Consider the following 17,930-nt stretch of genomic DNA (forward strand, 5'->3'; position numbering starts at 1 on the left):
CAGCCCCTTATATAGGGGGAAGTGTGGCGAAGTCACAGCGACTGTTGCGCGCGGAGGTTAACGCCGGCAGCTATCACCAGCTCGCGGGCAGCCGCTTCAGGCCCGCGCAGCACGAAGGTGGGCCGCCATTCCGGATTGTCGACGTCGTCAATGCGCAGATCCGGCAGCCGACGCAACAGCGTGGCGATGGCGATCTCGGCCTCGAGGCGCGCCAATTGGGCTCCCAGACAGAAATGGATGCCGCCGCCGAACGACAGCGGCCTCACATTCTGGCGGGTGACGTCGAGCCGGTCGGGGTGATCAGGATAGACCGCCGGGTCGCGGTTGGCCGAGCCCAGCAGGCAGAGCACGGTCTCGCCCTTGGGGATCTTCGCGTCGCCGAGATCATCGATATCCTCCAGCGCAACCCGCCCGGTCATCTGCACCGAGGAATCGTAGCGCAAGAATTCCTCGATCGCGCCCACCATCAGCTCCGGCCGCGCCTTCAAAAGCGCGAGCTGGTCCGGATTGCGGTGCAGCGCAAGCAGGCCGTTGCCGATCAGATTGACCGTGGTCTCGTGGCCGGCGCCGAACAACAGGATGATGTTGGCGGTCAGTTCCTCGTTGGTGAGCTTGTTGCCGTCTTCCTCGGCCTGCACCAGCTGCGTGATGAGATCGTCGCCGGGATTGCGGCGGCGCAGCTCGAACAGCTGCTGGAAATACATCTGCGCCATCATGTTGCCGGCGTTGCCTTTCGCGATCTCCTCCGGCGAGAGCGGCACGGGATCGAGCAGCCGTCCGCCGTCGCGCGAGCTGCTATAGAAAGTCTCGCGATGATCCTCGGGGATGCCGAGCATGTCGCAGATGATGGTGACAGGCAGGCGGAAGGCGAAGTCTTCGATCAGGTCCATGTGGCCGCGGTCGATCACGGCGTCGATGGTCTGGTCGACGATCTCCTGGATGCGCGGCCGCATGTCCTCGACGCGGCGGGCGGTGAAGGCCTTCACGACGAGACCGCGCAGGCGGGTGTGGTCGGGCGGATCAGCCTGCAGCATCCAGTGGCTCATGCTGCGGAAGACCGGCTCCTCCATGATCTTCTCACTATAGCGGCGCTTGGAACGCTCGACGAAATCCTTGCCGAAGCGCTTGTCGCGCATCACGAGGCTGACATCGGCGTGGCGGCTGGCGACGAACTGGCCGAACGGCGTCACGTGGATCGGAAAGATCGCGCGGAGCCGGTCATAATGCGGATAGGGATCGCGGATGAAGTCCGGTGACAGCGGATTGAACAGCGGACCGCCGGCGCCTTGCACGTGCTCGTTCATGGTGACCTCATATCGGTTGCCGCATGAATCGAATACGCCGGGCAACCCCTCTTGCGCAGCGTAACCATCCCCGAATTATAAACTCGATACATTGTTGTATCGAGTTGCATTCTGCCCTAAACTGCTCCGATGTCAAGGGTGAGAACCAGGCCGACCAGGGACGACACGCGCGACAAGCTGTTCGAAGCGGCCGCGCGAATGTTCGAGGAAGACGGCATCGGCGGCGCCAGCATCGAGGCGATCGCGGCAGCGGCCGGCTTCACCCGCGGCGCGTTCTATTCCAACTTCAAGAGCAAGGCACGAGCTGATCATCGCCATGCTCGAGGATCATGTCGAGCAGTCGATCCGGCGCAACATGGACATCCTTGCGCAGCACGACAATCTCGACGATTTCATCGCGGCGCTGAAGACGATGGACCGCACAAGGCAGGATCCGCTCGGCCGTTCGCCGCTGCTACACATGGAGATGATACTGTTTGTCGCGCGCGCCGAGAAGCGCCGGCCTGAACTTGCCAAGCGCCTGCGCGCGCGGCGCAAGCTGGTCGCCGACATCGTCGAGGCCACGTTGAAGAGCAACGCGAAGGGCGACAAGCTGAACCCGCCATGGATAGCCTCCGTCGTGCTGGCCCTGGAAGACGGCTTTCGCCTGCACCGCCTGATCGATCCGGAGACAACGCCGCCCGACAGCTTTTTGCGCGCGATCACGGATTTGCGGCGCAGGACGGGGTTGTCGTCGGATTAGGACGAGCGTCAGAATTCTGTCGAGCTTTCACGTGCGATCGGCCTTGTAAACGGATCAACCGCCGCTCAGCGTGCGGCTGACACGGGTCACGGGTCACGATCGCATCCCACTGCCGCTTCTCGGCGGAAGCCCAATGATAGCGTCGGAACGCTCGTTAGGCCGCCAGCGTCTCGTCGACGCGTCCGAGCGCTCGACGAAGAGCTGCAAAGCAGTCCGGGTGGATTTGGGTGCCGATCATCTCCGCCATGATCGCAAGATCTTTCGTGACCGGCATCGCAGCGCGATACGGCCGGTCTGCGGTGAGCACGTCGAAGATATCTCCGGTCGTGATGATTCGGGTGTCCAGGCAGATCTGGTCTCCCGCGAGGCCATGGGGATAGCCTTTGCCGTCCAGCCGCTCATGATGCGCGCCGGCGATCGGGGCGAGTTCGCCAAACGCGCCGATACGGACAGAATTGCTTCCGAATGCGCGGAATGCATGCGCATGACCGCCCATTCGGCTTCGTCCAGCTTGCCGGGCTTGTCGAGGATGGCGTTGCTGATGCCGAGCTTGCCGATGTCGTGCCGCAGCGCGGCACGCTTGAGCCAGCGTCGCCGCTCGGCAGTGAACTCCAGCTGCTCCGCGATCATATCGGTAAAGAGCGTCACGCGCTCGCTGTGCCCGTGGGTGTAGGGACTCTTGGAGCCGACCATTGTTTGCGAGCGATCCAGCCGAAGGTCGCGCCCTCCGCCGACCGCTTCACCGTCTTTTCAATCTCACCGGCCGCCCGGCCGGATGGATATCGAGGGGGTCAGCGCAGTTCTAATGCGCTAGTGTCCATGGCCGCGATCAAGGATGCGATCTCGATTGTCGCGAAATTGCAGAAGCTGTCGGAGACCGCATAGGGGAAGATGATCTTGTCGCGATGGCGCATCGCGCCGCAGGTATAGACAACGTTTGGAACATATCCTTCGCGTTCGGAAGGGTCTGGGCGCAACAGGGGCTCGCGCAGGCGGCCGAGCACCTTCGACGGGTCCTTTTTGTCCAGCAACGCGGCCCCGATCGAATATTTTCGCAAAGGGCCGACGCCGTGCGTCAGCAGCAGCCACCCTCCGTCGAGTTCGATCGGTGATCCGCAGTTGCCGATCTGCACGAATTCCCAGGGGTATCGAGGCTTCAGAATCGGCTGGCCGCCATCCCACGTATGGAGATCGTCGGAAAAGATCAAATAGAGGTTTTCGTTGTCCTGGCGCGCGATCATCGCATATCTGCCCTCGATCTTGCGCGGGAATAACGCCATGCCCTTGTTGCGCGCGGCATTGCCCTTCAAGGTCGATAGCCGGAACGATACAAAATCGGACGTCTCGATCAGCTCCGACCGGATCGCGCGTCCGCTATAGGCGGTGTAGGTCGCGTAATAGATCTTCTGTCCGGCGTTGCTGAACTGCACAAAGCGGGCATCCTCGATCCCGTTCGACTGCGCTTCGGTGACCGGAAAAATCACCCGCTCGCTCAGATCCTCCCCAGCCGCGAACGTAACGTCAATCTCGTCGCCGGCGGCGCCCGATGTCAGCCTGACGAGATCGGGGCTGGACGCAAGACGCCCCGTCGGGTCGATGGTCACGGCCCCGTCTGCGGCAATAAGCCCCGAGCGAAATGTCAGGGAAGACACATGACCCTCGCCGACGGCACGAAGACTTAGGATAAAGCGGAGGCTGCCGTCCGGCGTTCCGGACTGATCGGGATGTGGCACGATACTCGGATTGAACAATGCCGAGGCCTCGAACGAATATTCGTTGAGAAAATAAGCGCCCGCGAGTTGGCGCTGGACCTGCGTGAATACAGCATGGTCGGCCAGCGCCGCTTCCATTTCCGCGGCGCGCGCCTCGAAGATCTGCAACAGGTTGCGGTGACGGCCGAGGAAGTTCTCCAGAACGTCGGCCAATTGCCGGTCGGCCGTCTCGGGATCGAGCGCGAGAACCCGTTCGACGATATGGTTGGCGCGGGTCTTGTCCGTCGGATTGAGGTCGCGCGGCTCTGTCGCCGGCTTGAATGGCCGAACGATGACACGGGTCGGGTCCGGCCGCAGCTGAAGGGCTTGGCGTTTGAGGAAGGGAGATTGCGACAAAACGGCCTCGATTGGTTGAAGGAGTAAATCGTAATCGGCGCCGTCAAGCGACCAGAGGAGCAGGCTTGGCCCGGCTTTCGCTGAGGCGGGCAATCTGCCGAATCTCGGAAAGGCCAAGCAGATACGACACCACGGATTCCCCGCCCCGATTCTCATTAGGGCGATCGGGGTGCAGGCCATCCCGACAGCTTCCGGTTTCCAAATCGACCAGCGAGGCCGACAAATCGTTACTGCCCAGAAACCACGCGAATACCCGTGCGGCTTCGGCTTTCCACTCGACATCGTGATCGGCCCGCCACGCGGCGAGGCACGCCGCGATGGTCGCCGCGGCTTCCAGCGGCTGCTGGTCGAAGGCTTGCGGCGGTCGGCGTCGATCACCGAATCCCGCCGTGCCGATCGGGCGGAATTGGCCCTTCGCTGAGGTTTGCCGCTTCACAAGCCAGCGCAGCGACTCCAGCCCGATATTGACATAGCGCGATGTCTTGCTGGCCAAGCCGGTAATGATCAGCGCCTGGGACAAGCGGGCGTTATCGTAGGCCAACCCGTCCTCGAACCAGACCCAATCGCCGGTTGCCACGGTATCGAAGATCAAAATCAACCGATCGGCAAGCACGGCACGCAGGCGGGTCGCCTGGAAATCGTCCGGAACAGCCGAGCAGTAAGCATCGAGGCCCAGCAATACGAACGCCCACGCACGGGGCGAACGAAAACTTTCCACTGTCACCATCGCTTCGGAAAACAGCGCTGCGGCCCATGAGCGCCGCGACGGGCTGGCATCGGTAAGCGCGCAGACGCCCAAGGCCCAGAGCGTGCGTCCGTGGCTATCCTCCGACCCCCTGTCCTCCAACCAGCAGCGGTTGAAGCCCATGAAATTGCGAAACCGCCGTGTATCCGGATTCCAGGCGTGCTGGACGAAGGCGGCAAATCGCGCCGTCAGGGCTTCCGGCAGCCGCTCTTCGCCCGGATTGTTGAGCGCACAGGCCACGAGCAGCGCCCGGGCGTTGTCGTCGACGCAATAGCCGTGCGCACGATCCGGCACGCTATGAACGGCATGCTGAAACAGTCCGGTGTCGTCGCACATCGACAGGAAATGGCCGAGCTGCATTTCCGGCGGGGCGCGGCTGTCGCGCAGCAGCGTACCAGTATCCGTGCGCGCAATGGTCTTGAGCCGATGCCGGCGGCCCGCGTTCTCGAATACCGACATATAGCGTTCGGCGGTTCTTTCCCACGTCATCGCGCGGCTGCTCGAATAGGCCCGCTTGCGCATCGCCTGCCGAAGCACGTCGTTGGTGAGCAGCTTGGCGATTTCGATGCCAAGCGCTGCCGCATCGCCAAACGGAACCAGGATGCCGCGGCCATCGGCTAATAGTTCGCGGGCATGCCAATACGGAGTTGAAACCACGGCTTTACCGAGGCCAAAACTATAGGCAAGCGTGCCCGACGTCATCTGGGCTTCACTGAGGTACGGCGTTACGTAGACGTCGGACATCGAGATGAAATCGAGCAGCGTTTTCTTGTCGACGAACTGATCGAGGAACACCACGTGATCCTCGACTCCAGCCCGGCGCGCGTGCGCCATCAGGGCCTCACGATAGGCTTCGCCCCGATCTCGCACGAGGTTGGGATGCGTCGCACCGAGCACGACGTAAACGGCGTCGGGTCGGGTCTTCAGAATAGAAGGCATCGCATCGATCATGACTTCGATACCCTTGTTCGGCGACAGCAATCCGAACGTCAGGATGACCGACTTGTTGCTGAATCCGAGCGCAGCCTTGGCCGCGTCGGGTTCGACAAACGCGAACTCCGGGATGCCGTGCGGGATGATTTCGATCTTCTCGTCAGCCACATGATAGACGGAGCGCAACAATTCCCGACCTTTTTCAGCCATCACGACGACCTTGGACGAGGACTCGACGATGCGTGCGATGACATCGCGCTGAGCCTTTGTCGGCTCGGACAAGACCGTATGCAGGGTTGTCACGATCGGTATGGTCAGGCGCGACAAGAGCGCCATGATCTGACCTCCGGCTTCGCCGCCGAAAATGCCGAATTCATGTTGCAACGAAACGGCCTCGAAGCCGCCGCTGTTCAGATAAGCGGCCGCACGGACATAATCATCTTGCCGATCGTCGTTGATCTCCAGGCCCACGGTGGCAGGATAATCGTAGACTTGGCCGTGATCGGTCATCGCGACGATGACGGTTTCCAGATCGCCCCGGGACGCCGCAATGGCGCTCTGCAAGTCGGTGGTGAAGGTCGCAATGCCGCAGCGGCGGGGAAGCGAATTCCCGATGAATGCGATACGATTTACGGTAGCCAATTTGGCGTCTCCGATTGTTTGAGCGCGGCGGTCTCGAAGGGGGTCGGGACCAGGGCGCTGGGAAAAGCGTGCGGTACGCGACTGGCGCTCGCGGCGCTGCGCTCTATTAACGCGGCAGGGTTTGCCTTCGGGCCGCGATAGGCCAGTAGCGCTTTCAACCCGTTCGCACCTACCTCGATTTCCGCCTGGTCGGCTTCCAGGAAAAACGCGTCCCCCGGCGCGAGCCTCGTCGGGCCGAGTTGGGCGTGACCTTCGATCGCCAGCAGCCAAGTCTCTTTCGGTGCGTCGAGCATCCAAACGGAGCGCGGAGCAAGGTCAGTTTGCTCCAGCGCAAAATAAGAATTGACCGTGAGGACGGTTCGCGCGCCGCTCAGACGTTCGGAAGGCAATGGGATTTTGCGAGGGCCTGCCGTGGCCACCGCGACGGCATTGTCGATGTGCAGTTGGCGCCCTCGTCCATAGTCAAACAGCCGGAACGTGGCGTCGCTGTGCTGCTGGATTTCAACGAGCACGATGCCAGCGCCGATCGCATGAATGGTTCCAGCAGGAATGAAAATGACGTCGCCTGGATGAACCGGCTGCCAATGGACGATGTCGGCGATCGAGCCGTCAGTGACCGCGGTTCGCAACTCAGCGGCAGAGCGCGGATAGTCCAGTCCCACCGCGACCTGCGCACCGGGGACCGCGGAGACGATGTACCAGGCTTCGGTCTTGCCGTTGGCAAGCCCGATCGAGTGCGCGAACGCATCATCCGGATGAACTTGAATCGATAGCGGCTCGGTGGTGAAGAGCATTTTGAGCAGCAACGCCGTCTTCGGCGCAGCAAGACCCGGGCGCTCAAACCACAATTCCCCGATCGGGCCGTCGCCGGTCGACGTCTGGCTCCAGGGACGCAGATCGAGGCTGCCCCAGGGCTTCGGCCTGGCTCGCACGATAGCATGTTCGATCGTCAAGCGGGCCTCCCAAAGGCTGTGGCATCAGTCGGTGACCGTGCGTGCCGGGCGCGGGCCGGTCCAGGGCGGGAGCGCATCCCATTCAGCCCTTCGCATGCGGCGTTCTTCATCGCCGACCTTGACGAAGACAAACGGGGCGTCGTCCTGCCCGGTCTTCGATCCAGTGAATGTGGCTGGAAGCCCGTTAGAGTCTCGGACAGCTGCTGTATTTGCCAAGTAACCTCCTGACCGATCTGCGCGCGAGATCGCTGCCGCAGATCAATCAAAAATGGATTCCCGATGCATGAGGCCGACACAGCGGCCGGCAAAACAAGGAAACCGGGCAACTGCACCGGAGGTACCAGCCACTTCAGGAGATTTATATTTAGGGGTATCAGACATCCGACCGCCTTCGTGGTTGAGGCGGGAGCGCAATGCTCTCAGTCACCGATAACTACCTGGGGCGGGCGGTGATCTCAAGCATATAGGAACGTCGTCGCCCAATAGCGAGACGAGAGCATCGATCAGATCGGCTTTATTAGCTGTATCTTTGTGTTGGCATTGCTCTATGGTCACGCGACCTGACGTCTGAGTTGACGGGGGCAATTGCTCGATTCCAATCCTGGCCGGCTGATCCCCCTTTTCGGAAGGGTTTTCGGCTATCGGATGCTGCATGGTTTCAACGGATCATTTCCGGCAAGAGATTCGATCCCGGCTCGAATTGGCGAGCGCGCAAGGCCGGCAGAACCTGACTATCGAATGTGGCGAGCTTTACCGGTCCGTGAGCAAGCTGCCCCTTTTGAATCGATTGATGATCTTCTGCTGCAATGCCATGCGCGCCGAAATGGCCTTGACCGATCATTTGATTTTCGATGACAGGAACGCAAGCTTGCTGACCGTTCACTATGCATTGCCACGTCAATGCCGTCCAAAATCAAACCAGGTACGATCGAAGTAACGCGTTTCTGGGCGAGCTGCCCGTGTCCGCGGACATGGCACGCCTTCGGGATGCAAGCCTTCGGGATGTAAGCCTTCGGGATAATTGGCGCCGAGAGTACACGCCCTACGCCGACCGCTTCACCGCAGCCGCGTCAACCGGCTTGACATCAAGCCTGCCCAGCATCGCCCTCGCCTGCTCAGCGCAGTGCTCGATCAGCCAGCGCTCGAAGGCTACTGGCGCGAGCGCGGGTGCGTAGAGGAAGCCTGGCACGACGTCGCAGCCGAGTTCGGCCAGCACCTTGCGCTGCGCCTCGGTCTCGACGCCTTCGGCGACGACGGTCATGCCGAGGCCCTGGCCGACGCGCACCACGGCGGTGGCGATTGCGAGGGCGCCCGCGTCGCGCTCGATGTCGCGCATAAAACTGCGGTCGATCTTCAGCTCGCGGATCGGCAGATGCGCGAGCTGGCTGAGGCTGGAATAGCCGGTGCCGAAATCGTCCACCGAAAGCCCGACGCCGAGCTCCCGGATCGCGTTCATCGTCTCGAGCGCGGCGACGCCTGTCCTGCATGAACGCGCCACGTGCGGAGCCTATTCAGCGCCGGTTACCGCCTGAAGCTTGCCGGCCACCGCGCGTACCTTGCGCGGCGCGGCCTGCCAGATCGAGAGCGCCGACAATCCGCTCACGATGATGGCGATGCCGAAGGCAAGCGTGTAGTCGCCGGCCCGATCATAGAGCAAGCCGGTGACCCAGGGTCCCGCCGCGCCGCCGGCCAATGCCGCCAGCATGATCGTACCGAAGATGCTGCCCTGGTGCTTGCCCTGAAAAATCTCGAACACCACTGCGCCCATGATCGAGGTGAGGCCGTAGCCGAGCGCGCCTTGCGTGAACACCATGAGATAGACCAGCCATAAAGACGGCTGGAATTTCAGTGCCATCAGCGCCGCGAAAGAGATCGCAAAGCCCGCGCAGCTGATCGCCCACACCCATTCCCGCCCGATCCGGTCGGAGACATGGCCGAGCAGGATCTGGCCGGGAATGCCAAGCAGGCTGACGATGCCGAGTGCCCACACCGCGACATTCGCGCTCAAGCCGATGTCGAGCAGGAATTTGGTCTGGTGCACCTGCACCGCATACCAGATGTAAAGGCCGCAGAAATAGCCGAGCGCGATCCACCAGAACCGCGCAGTAGCGACGGCGCGCCGAAGCGTCCACTCGGTACCAACCCAGACGGGATCGACGATGTTGGAGACGGGCTTTGCGGTACCCGCGGCCGGGGCGGCATCGCCGTCCGGCCGGAGGCCGATATCCTCGGGGCGCCTGTGCAGGAACAGATTGATCGGTGCCAGCACGATCAGGATCATCAGACCCATCGCGGTACAGGCGGTGCGCCAGCCGGTCTGCTCGATCATGTGCTGCACCCATGGCAGCAGCGTCACCGAGCCGATGCCGACGCCGGCGAAGGCGATACCGATCGCGAAGCCGCGCTTGCGGATGAACCAGTTCGGCAGGAACAGCGATTGTCCGGAATAGCCGAGACACACCGAGCCGGCCCCGACCATGACGCCGATGGTCACGTAGAGATGCCAGGGCTGGCTCGTGAGCGGCGCAAGCAGCAGCCCGCCGCCCATCAGAACCACGCCGAGCTCCATCACCGCACGCGGGCCGGCGCGGTCCATCAGCCGGCCGATCAGCGGGCTGACCATGCCCGACACCACGAAGCCGAAGGAGAAGGCGCCTGCGGTGACGCCGCGCTCCCAGCCAAATTCGGAGATGATGGGAGGAAAGAACAACGAAAAGGCTGTGCGCGCGTTGACGCCGATGGCCATGGTGACGAAGGTCACCGCGACCACGACCCAGCCGTAGAAGAACGGAAGCCGCATTGTGTGTTTCATCCCTTGACGGTCCTTCGGACCATCCGGGAATGACCGGGTCAAGCGCTTTTCGCGCATGCCCGCTGAGCAAGGCGATCGCATTTGAAGGGCAACTCGGCGAACAACTACCCTGCGGCCATCCTTCGAGACGCCCGCTTGGGGCGGGCTCCTCAGGATGAGGACGGAGTGTACGGCAGCAGTTCAACAGGCGCCGATGCCGCTTAGCCTCATCCTGAGGAGACCGCGAAGCGGTCGTCTCGAAGGACAAGGCGCGCGCTCAGGCGGCGTTGAGCTGGGACGGTTCGACGGGCACGTCGAACAGAATCCGCTCGATCGGCTGCGGGCGGCCAAACAGATAGCCTTGCGCGAAATTGACTCCGAGCGCCTTCAGCCGCTCGTACTCCTCGCGGGTCTCGACGCCCTCGGCGGTGACCGACATGTCCAGCCCGCGCGCCAGCGTCACGATCGAGGAGATGATGGCGGAGCTGCGCGGCAGATGCGTGAGGTTGCGGATGAACGATTTGTCGATCTTGATCTTGTCGAACGGGAACGCGGTCAGATAGCTGAGCGACGAATAGCCGGTGCCGAAATCGTCGAGCGCGAGCTCGATGCCGATACTCTTCAACCGCTCCATGAAGGCGTGGTTCTCGACCCCGCGTTCAAGCAGTACGGATTCCGTGATCTCGATCTCCAGCCGCTGCGGCGGCAGCCCGGAATCCGCGAGCGCCGCGCTGATCATCTCGAACAGCTCGGCCTCCTTGAACTGGATCGGCGACAGGTTGACGGCGAGTGCGAGGTGGGAGGGCCAGCCGGCCGCGTCCGCGCAGGCGCGCCGCAACACGAATTCGCCGAGCGGCACGATCAGTCCGGTTTCCTCCGCGAGCGGAATGAACTGGTCCGGCGGAATCAATCCGCGGCTCGGATGCCGCCAGCGCACCAGCGCCTCGAAACCGCGCCGCGCGCCGCTGAGGGCGTCGACGAACGGCTGGTAGTGCACCTCGAGCTGGCACTGTGCGATGGCGTCGCGCAAATCGCCTTCCAGCGTGTTGCGGGCCTCGAGCTCAGCCGACATCGCCTTGTCATAGATGGTGAAGCAGTTGCGACCCGCCGATTTCGAGCGGTAAAGCGCAAGGTCGGCCTTCTTCAGGAGCTGCTCCTGGTCGCTGCCATGATCGGGCGCGATCGCAATGCCGATGCTGGTGCCGATCTCGACGCGGTGTCCGGGAAGCAGGAACGGCTCGGCCACGAGCTTTGCGATTCGCCCGGCCAGTTCGGTCGAGCAGACGCGCTGATCCTCGCAGGCCTCCTGGATGATGGCGAATTCGTCGCCGCCGAGCCGGGCCAGCACGTCGCCGGTGCGCACCGCGGATTTCAGCCGCTGTGCGACCTGACGCAGCAGTGCATCGCCGGCACCGTGACCGAGCGAGTCGTTGACGTTCTTGAAGCGGTCGAGGTCGAGCATCAGGATCGAGAAGGTCGGACCGCCGTCCTTCAAGCGGCCGTTGAGCTCGTCGAGCCGGGCGAGGAAGAAGGCGCGGTTCGGCAGTCCGGTCAGGATGTCGGTCTGGGCGAGTTCGAGCACACGCCGGTTCGCCAGCGACAGCCGCTGCGAATTGCGGCTTGCGAGCCTGAGATAGATCGAAAGCGACAGCGTCAGCAGCATGCCGACGATCAACACCGCGCCCGCGCGATCGTACGTCGTCTCCAGCGAGCCGCCGGCAGCCGGTATCGCGCGCACTTGCCAATCGGTGTCGCCGATCTTGAGATTGCCCGACCAGTGCAGGGCCCGCGCGACATCTCGCATCGACTGCGGCGCCGTGGCAGCCGACGAATAATCCGGCAGCATTTCCTCCAGGCTGACGATCTGCCCCGTGAACGGCGGATAGACGTTCACGCTGACCGCGGGGCTTGCGCCGGTGGTCACGCGAATGGACTGGATCAGCAGCGGCAGGTCGAACACGCCGACGACGAAGCCGGCGAGATTGCGGCGCCGGTCCACGACCGTGTCGCGCGACGTTGCCTTGGCGTAGACGGGAATGGCGACGAGGACGTCGGGCAGCCGGCCGCCCTCCTTCGGCTCGTAGAGGCGGGTGCGAATGGCCGCGACCCGATCGGCGTCGCGCGCGCGCTCGAGAACCGCGCGGCGCTCCGGAACGGTCGCGTAGTCCATGCCGTAGACCGAAGATGTCTTCGGCTGGGTCGAGTAGAACACCGGAAGATATTCGTCGCTCTGCGGCGCGGTCGCGAACGCATCGCCCTGGAGCGACTTGATGCGATAGCCGGACACGCCGTCCGCGATCGCCGCAGCCTCGTATTCGGTACGCTCCTTGTGGTTCACGCGCGGCACCCAGGCGATGCGCAGCATGCCGGGATGGCGTTCGAACAGGCGGGCGCTGAAGGTCTCGAATTCGCTGCGGGTGATCTCCCGGTTGGTCGATTCGAACAGCGTGCGCAGCGCGACGAGCCTGGAGATGTACTCGCCCATGCCGTTCTGCATGACGATCGCTTCGGTTTCGGCCGCGTTCTCGAACTCGATCTTGTTGACGCGGTCTTCCCATCGCGCCACTGCGGCCGCACCCGCAATCGAGAACAGAAGACCGATTCCGACCGCGACGAGCGCAGGACGATACAGCCCGAGCAGCGGCGCGGCACGCCACCATCCGGTCATACGTCCCCGATCCTGATCGTTCTGATCGCGACCGTCCATTCGAGAAACCGCCGTCCCCTCTTCCGGGTCAACCAAACCTCTGGTTGAGCCGCCGAAGCCACTATCGGAACAGGACCGCAGTTAAGAACTGCTCAATTTCGGAACCCGGCCGTTCCGCATGACCCGGCTTAGTTAATGAAGTGCGGGATGATGCGAACTTTGTCGACGTAAGTTGCCGGTTTCCCCGGAGTAGTACGGAGCCGCCGATACATCGCCGATTCACCCTGCGGAGATAGCTTTCCCGAAGCTCCTCCCCGCACCCGGCAAGACTTTTCCTGATGTATCGCGCGCGCGAGCCTGCTGCGCGCCATCAACGATATCGGCCGCTTCGACATCAGCGGCAGCACCGTCACCGTCGGCATGCGGATGATCGAACCGAAGGTGTTTTTGACGGTGACCCAGAAGGACGGGACGTTCTGAGCGGTGGACCGGCTGTAGAGCCGGATTTGACGAGACTCGCCTACCGCTTCGAAAGAGATGCGTTCCCTCCCGTTGTGGGTCAGGGCTATCGCACAGGAAGAAACATATGGCTGGAAGCTCGACTGCGGCCATCCTTCGAGACGCCCGCCTGCGGCGGGCCCTCAGGATGAGGGATGAGCATGCGGCAGCATTTTCAACGCAGATGGATGCAGCTGAGCCTCATCCTGAGGAGGCCGCGAAGCGGTCGTCTCGAAGGACGAGGCGCTCGCTCAGGCGCCGCTGAAGACGTCATATGCGATAGCTCTGCCTACAAGGGGAGAGCGAACGGAGAAGCGTGCGTTTAGTCGTGTGCCAAGCTCAATTCGACCTCAACAGATCACGCTCGCAGTCGATCAGGGCCGCCGCGTCCAGCGCTCGGCGTTGACCGCGCCCTGCGGAATCTCGCCTTTGACGATCGCTTCGACCTGGCGCACGGTTTCCAGCGACTGATATTCGATCGCCTGCGGCGTCAGCCCACCGACATGCGGCGTCGCGATGACGTTGGGAAGCTTCGCGAGTTCCGGCGCCGGCATCTGGTCTGGCGCGCGACCGACATCCATCGCAGCGCCTGCGATGCGGCCTTCCAACAGCGCCTTCGCAAGCGCCGCCTCGTCGACGAGGTTGCCGCGCGAGAGATTGACGAAGACGGCGTGCCTCTGCATGCGCGCTAGCGCCGCCTGCCCGATCAGGCACTCGGTCTCTTCGTTCGCAACCGCAAGGCAGACGACATAGTCCGACCCGGCAAGGAGATCGTCGAGACCGACCTGGCGGATCGCAGCATCGCTGACTGTCGCGAAGGGATCGGAGACCAGCACCTCCATGCGCAGCACTTTTGCCACCTCGGCGAGGTAACGCCCGATGCTACCATAGCCAATGATGCCGATCTTGCTGCCGGCGAGCTGACGGCCCATCCGCGCTTCCGGCTTGCGGCCGGCCTGGTAATCGGCCGTCGCCCGCGATACGCCGCGGGAGAGATCGACCATGAAGCCGAGCGCGAGCTCGGCAACGGCTTGCACGAAGCCAGGCCCGGCGCGGGTCACGAGCACGCCGGCGTTCGAGGCCGCCTCGACATCGACGTTGCGGATGTCGACGGCGCAACGGACGAAAGCGCGCAAGCGCGGCAGTTGCGCAAAGATCTCGCCGCGGCCCTCGGTCATGCGATCGGCCACGATGATGTCGACATCTTTCGCGGCGCGGACGAGGCCGGCGGCGTCCAGCGTATCATCGCTCTCGTGCAGGACCACCTCGGCGGTCGCGCGCAGGCCGCTCAGGCTGCGATCACCGTAGTAATTGCGGCGCATCTCTGGCGTGTGGGCCAGCAGGACTTTCACGGCAAGACTCCTTCAGTAGCCGAACGCGCGCGGCAATGCCGTGCTGAGCCATGGCACGAACGCGATCACCAGCAGGCAAAGGAACAACAGGCCAAGATAGCCCATGATCGGCTTCACCGTCTGCTCGATCGGCACGTTGCCGATCAGGCAAGCGCCGTAGAGCCCGAGCCCGAGCGGCGGCGCGAACAGGCCGATGCCCATCGCGATCACGAGCACGACGCCGAAATGCAGGGGATCGATACCGAGTTGCACGGCCACCGGCAGCAGCAGTGGACCGAAGATGATCAGCGCGGCCGCGCCTTCCAGCACCGAGCCCATCACGATCAGCACGCCGATCGCGAGCAGGATGAACAACCAGGTGCCGCTGGTCTTTGACAATCCCAGCATGAAATCGCCAACCGCATGCGGCACCTGCTGCAAGGTCAGCGTGAACGCCAGCGATTGCGCTGCGGCAACGATGAACAGCACGAGCCCCGCGCGCGTCGCTCCCTGCACAAAACTATGCGCGGCCGATGTGAAGCTGAGCTCGCGGAACACGACGCTGCCGACGACGAGTGCATAGGCGACGGCAAAGGCCGAGATTTCCGTGGCGGTGGCAAAGCCGCTCTTGAAGCCGAAGAAGATCATGAAGATCAAGCCGAACGACGCTATCGCGCCGCTCCACAGCCCCGACACCGGCATCTGCGGCTCGACGTCCTCGGTAGCAGCCGGAGTCTTGCCGAAGATGATGGAGACGGCGATCAGGGCCAGCGCCATCAGCGCCGCCGGCAACAGCCCTGCGACGAACAGGCCGCCGATCGACAGGTTCGCGACGAAGCCAAGGATGATCAGGTTGATGCAGGGCGGAATGGTCTCCGCCATCACCGCGGATGCCGCGAGCAGCGCCACCGCGCCGCCCGGATTCTGCTTGGAGCGGCGCGCAGCCGGGATCAACACGGAGCCGACCGCGGCGACATCAGCCATCTTCGAGCCGGAGATGCCGGAGAACAGCACCATCGAGGCCACCATCACGACGTTGAGGCCGCCGCGCATGCGCCCGACCCCACGCTGCAACAGCTCGATCAGCCGCACCGACATGCCGTTGGCTTCCATAAGGTAGCCGACGAGGATGAAGAACGGGATCGCGAGCAGCACGAAATTGTCGATACCGCGCGCCATCTGCTGTGCGAAGATCACGCCGGGCAGCGCGCCCTCGACCCAGATGAAGACCAGCGCGGCCAGCGCCAGCGCAAAGCCGATCGGCAAGCCGCCGACCAACGTCGCGAAGAAACCGATCAGCATCAGCGTTCCCGCCGACGGCACCGTGGCGGGCGACAGATAATCCCAGGCGAGATAAAGGCCGGTCACGACGGCGATCGCAACGAGGCCTCTGACGATATCAGGGAGCGGCCTTGCGCAAAGATGGTCGATCGCGAACACCGTCATGAACAGCGCGCCGATGCCCATCGGATAGAAGGTCAGCTCCAGCGGCAAGCCAGATCCGGTGGTCTGGCCCGCCGTCAACGAGCCGAGCTTGATGGCGTTGTAGGCGACGTAGCCCGAGATCAGCACCACCAGCAGCGAACTCGCGGCGTCGACCAGCGCGCGTAGCCGTACCGGAGCCAGATCGCGAAAGAAGGAGACGCCGACATTCTCGCCGCGCGCGAGCGCGCTCGCCGCGCCGAAGAAAGCCGAGCCGACCATCAGGCCGCGCGCGACGTCGTCGGACCATTCGACTGGCGCGTTGAAGCAGAAGCGCAGCAGTACGGAACCGCAGACAACGACGAGATCTGCGGCGAGCAGGATGGCTGCGATCGCGTCGCTGACGCGAAGCAGCAGTGCGATGCTCCCGTGGCGGCCGCCCGAGAGGGAGGCGGCGCCCGTCATCGCCAGCTCAGATTTGGCCATTTCAAGCTTGCGTGGCGCGGATGATGTCGATGACGACTTTGGATTCCGGCCGCGCCTTGATGAAGTTCTCGATCTGCGGCGCGACACGCTTTTTGAACGCCTCGCGGTCGCATTCGGCCACCGTCACGCCCTTCTCGGTCAAGGCCGACAGCGCCTCCTTCTCGACCGCGAGCCCATGGGTACGCGTGTCGGATGCGGCCTTCTTCGCGGCGTCGAGAAAGCCCTCGCGCAGCTTCGGATCCATGCGATTGTAGGTCACGTCGCTGAAATAGATCGCGAGCGGCGAGAAATTGTGCTGCGTCAGCGCATAGAATTTCGCAGTTTCGAAGAACTTGCTCGCGAGGATGGTCGGCGGATCGTGCTCCAGCCCGTCCAGCACGCCGGCCTGCAATGCCGTGTAGATTTCGCCGAACGCCAGCGGCGTCGCGGCGGCGCCCATCAGGCGCAGGCATTCCGTGATAACGGGATTTGGCAGGGTGCGGATCTTGAGCCCGGCGAGATCTTCCGGCGTCTTCACCGGCTTCTTCGCAAGGACGCTGCGTGAGCCGAAATTATAGGCCCAGGCGATGATGCGGATGTTGCTGCCCTTGAGCAGCGCGTCCTCGATCGGCTTGGCGGCGCCGGCGTCGAACGCCTTGGTCTGCTGCGGGAAACTCGAGAACAGAAAGCCGAGGTCATAGGTGCCGACCAGCGGCACCAGATTGGCCGAGATCGACGAGCCCGACACCATGAGGTCGATGACGCCGAGCTTCACCGAGTTGATGACGTCGATTTCCTGCCCCAACTGGTTGTCGGGAAAGAAAGCGACCTCGACCTGCTCACCGAGGCCGTTCGTCTTCAGGTTCTTCACGAGATTGTCGTAATAGACGCGGCCGTTGGCGAATTTGGGATCGTTCGGCAGCGAGGAGGAGCATTTCAGCTTCAACGTCGCGGCTTCGGCGCGGCCAATCAGTGCGGGGGAGAACACGAGGCCGGCGGCAAGTCCCGTCGACGACTTGATGAACGCGCGACGGTTTACGGGCACGATGGACATAATGCGGTCTCTCCCCAATTTTTATTTTTTCGCGCCGCGGTGGTTGCCGCAACCCGTTGCGCGGACTGTATGGCCAAAGCGATGGCGCAGGCAAGGCTTGCGGCCGTCCGTCGCAAGGCGGCGTGCAGCAAAAAGCAACGGCATCAGCGCGCGGCGAAATGACCATGTTTGTGCGGGATTCCCGATCAGATCGGCATGGGGCCCGAGGCACGAAGGCATGCTTTCGCGCAGCACCCGAGATCAATCCAATTGGCGCATGGATCAATGCGCTATTCACATGGATGGCGCCAGAACG

9 protein-coding genes and 4 pseudogenes are annotated in these 17,930 nt (G+C 63.1%); 1 reads left to right on the plus strand and 12 read right to left on the minus strand.

All coding sequences use genetic code 11. The features are described from left to right. Positions 1–73: 73 nt before the first annotated feature. A pseudogene (locus ACVWW3_RS20225) lies at positions 74–1,304 on the minus strand (cytochrome P450). A 129-nt stretch (positions 1,305–1,433) separates the two neighbouring features. On the opposite strand from ACVWW3_RS20225, the pseudogene ACVWW3_RS20230 reads away from it, so the two are divergent. Beyond that, positions 1,434–2,046, plus strand: a pseudogene (locus tag ACVWW3_RS20230) (TetR/AcrR family transcriptional regulator). A 154-nt stretch (positions 2,047–2,200) separates the two neighbouring features. Here ACVWW3_RS20230 and ACVWW3_RS20235 read toward each other — a convergent pair. The 11 genes and pseudogenes from ACVWW3_RS20235 to ACVWW3_RS20285 form a co-directional block, all read right to left on the minus strand. Next, positions 2,201–2,694, minus strand: a pseudogene (locus tag ACVWW3_RS20235) (HD-GYP domain-containing protein). Between the two features lie 143 nt (positions 2,695–2,837). Beyond that, on the minus strand, positions 2,838–4,154 hold the full coding sequence (locus tag ACVWW3_RS20240; protein ID WP_456648886.1) for a glycoside hydrolase family 130 protein: 1,317 nt from the start codon (positions 4,152–4,154) through the stop codon (positions 2,838–2,840). Positions 4,155–4,197: 43 nt separating this feature from the next. Next, positions 4,198–6,474, minus strand: a complete 2,277-nt coding sequence (locus ACVWW3_RS20245) for a glycosyltransferase family 4 protein (protein ID WP_456649786.1) — start codon at positions 6,472–6,474, stop codon at positions 4,198–4,200. Further along, positions 6,462–7,427: a class I mannose-6-phosphate isomerase gene (locus tag ACVWW3_RS20250; protein ID WP_456648885.1), complete on the minus strand. Its 966-nt coding sequence runs from the start codon at positions 7,425–7,427 to the stop codon at positions 6,462–6,464. The genes ACVWW3_RS20245 and ACVWW3_RS20250 overlap by 13 nt, the downstream gene beginning before the upstream one ends. A 658-nt stretch (positions 7,428–8,085) precedes the next feature. After that, positions 8,086–8,310 (minus strand): hypothetical protein, encoded by a 225-nt coding sequence (locus tag ACVWW3_RS20255; RefSeq protein ID WP_247347624.1) that lies wholly within the window; start codon positions 8,308–8,310, stop codon positions 8,086–8,088. 159 nt (positions 8,311–8,469) lie between these two features. Then, positions 8,470–8,923 (minus strand): annotated as a pseudogene (locus ACVWW3_RS20260) (EAL domain-containing protein); the annotation flags it as partial. A gap of 11 nt (positions 8,924–8,934) precedes the next feature. Then, positions 8,935–10,227 (minus strand): MFS transporter, encoded by a 1,293-nt coding sequence (locus ACVWW3_RS20265; protein ID WP_456649785.1) that lies wholly within the window; start codon positions 10,225–10,227, stop codon positions 8,935–8,937. Between the two features lie 268 nt (positions 10,228–10,495). Beyond that, positions 10,496–12,886 carry a bifunctional diguanylate cyclase/phosphodiesterase gene (locus ACVWW3_RS20270; RefSeq protein ID WP_456648884.1) on the minus strand — a complete coding sequence of 797 codons (2,391 nt, stop codon included), beginning with the start codon at positions 12,884–12,886 and terminating at the stop codon, positions 10,496–10,498. Between the two features lie 851 nt (positions 12,887–13,737). Continuing rightward, positions 13,738–14,715 (minus strand): hydroxyacid dehydrogenase, encoded by a 978-nt coding sequence (locus tag ACVWW3_RS20275; protein ID WP_456648883.1) that lies wholly within the window; start codon positions 14,713–14,715, stop codon positions 13,738–13,740. A 12-nt stretch (positions 14,716–14,727) separates the two neighbouring features. Further along, on the minus strand, positions 14,728–16,581 hold the full coding sequence (locus ACVWW3_RS20280; protein WP_247347868.1) for a TRAP transporter large permease: 1,854 nt from the start codon (positions 16,579–16,581) through the stop codon (positions 14,728–14,730). A gap of 22 nt (positions 16,582–16,603) precedes the next feature. Then, on the minus strand, positions 16,604–17,635 hold the full coding sequence (locus ACVWW3_RS20285) for a TRAP transporter substrate-binding protein (RefSeq protein WP_456672092.1): 1,032 nt from the start codon (positions 17,633–17,635) through the stop codon (positions 16,604–16,606). Between the last annotated feature and the right edge of the window lie 295 nt (positions 17,636–17,930).

The organism is Bradyrhizobium sp. LM2.9 (assembly GCF_054056555.1).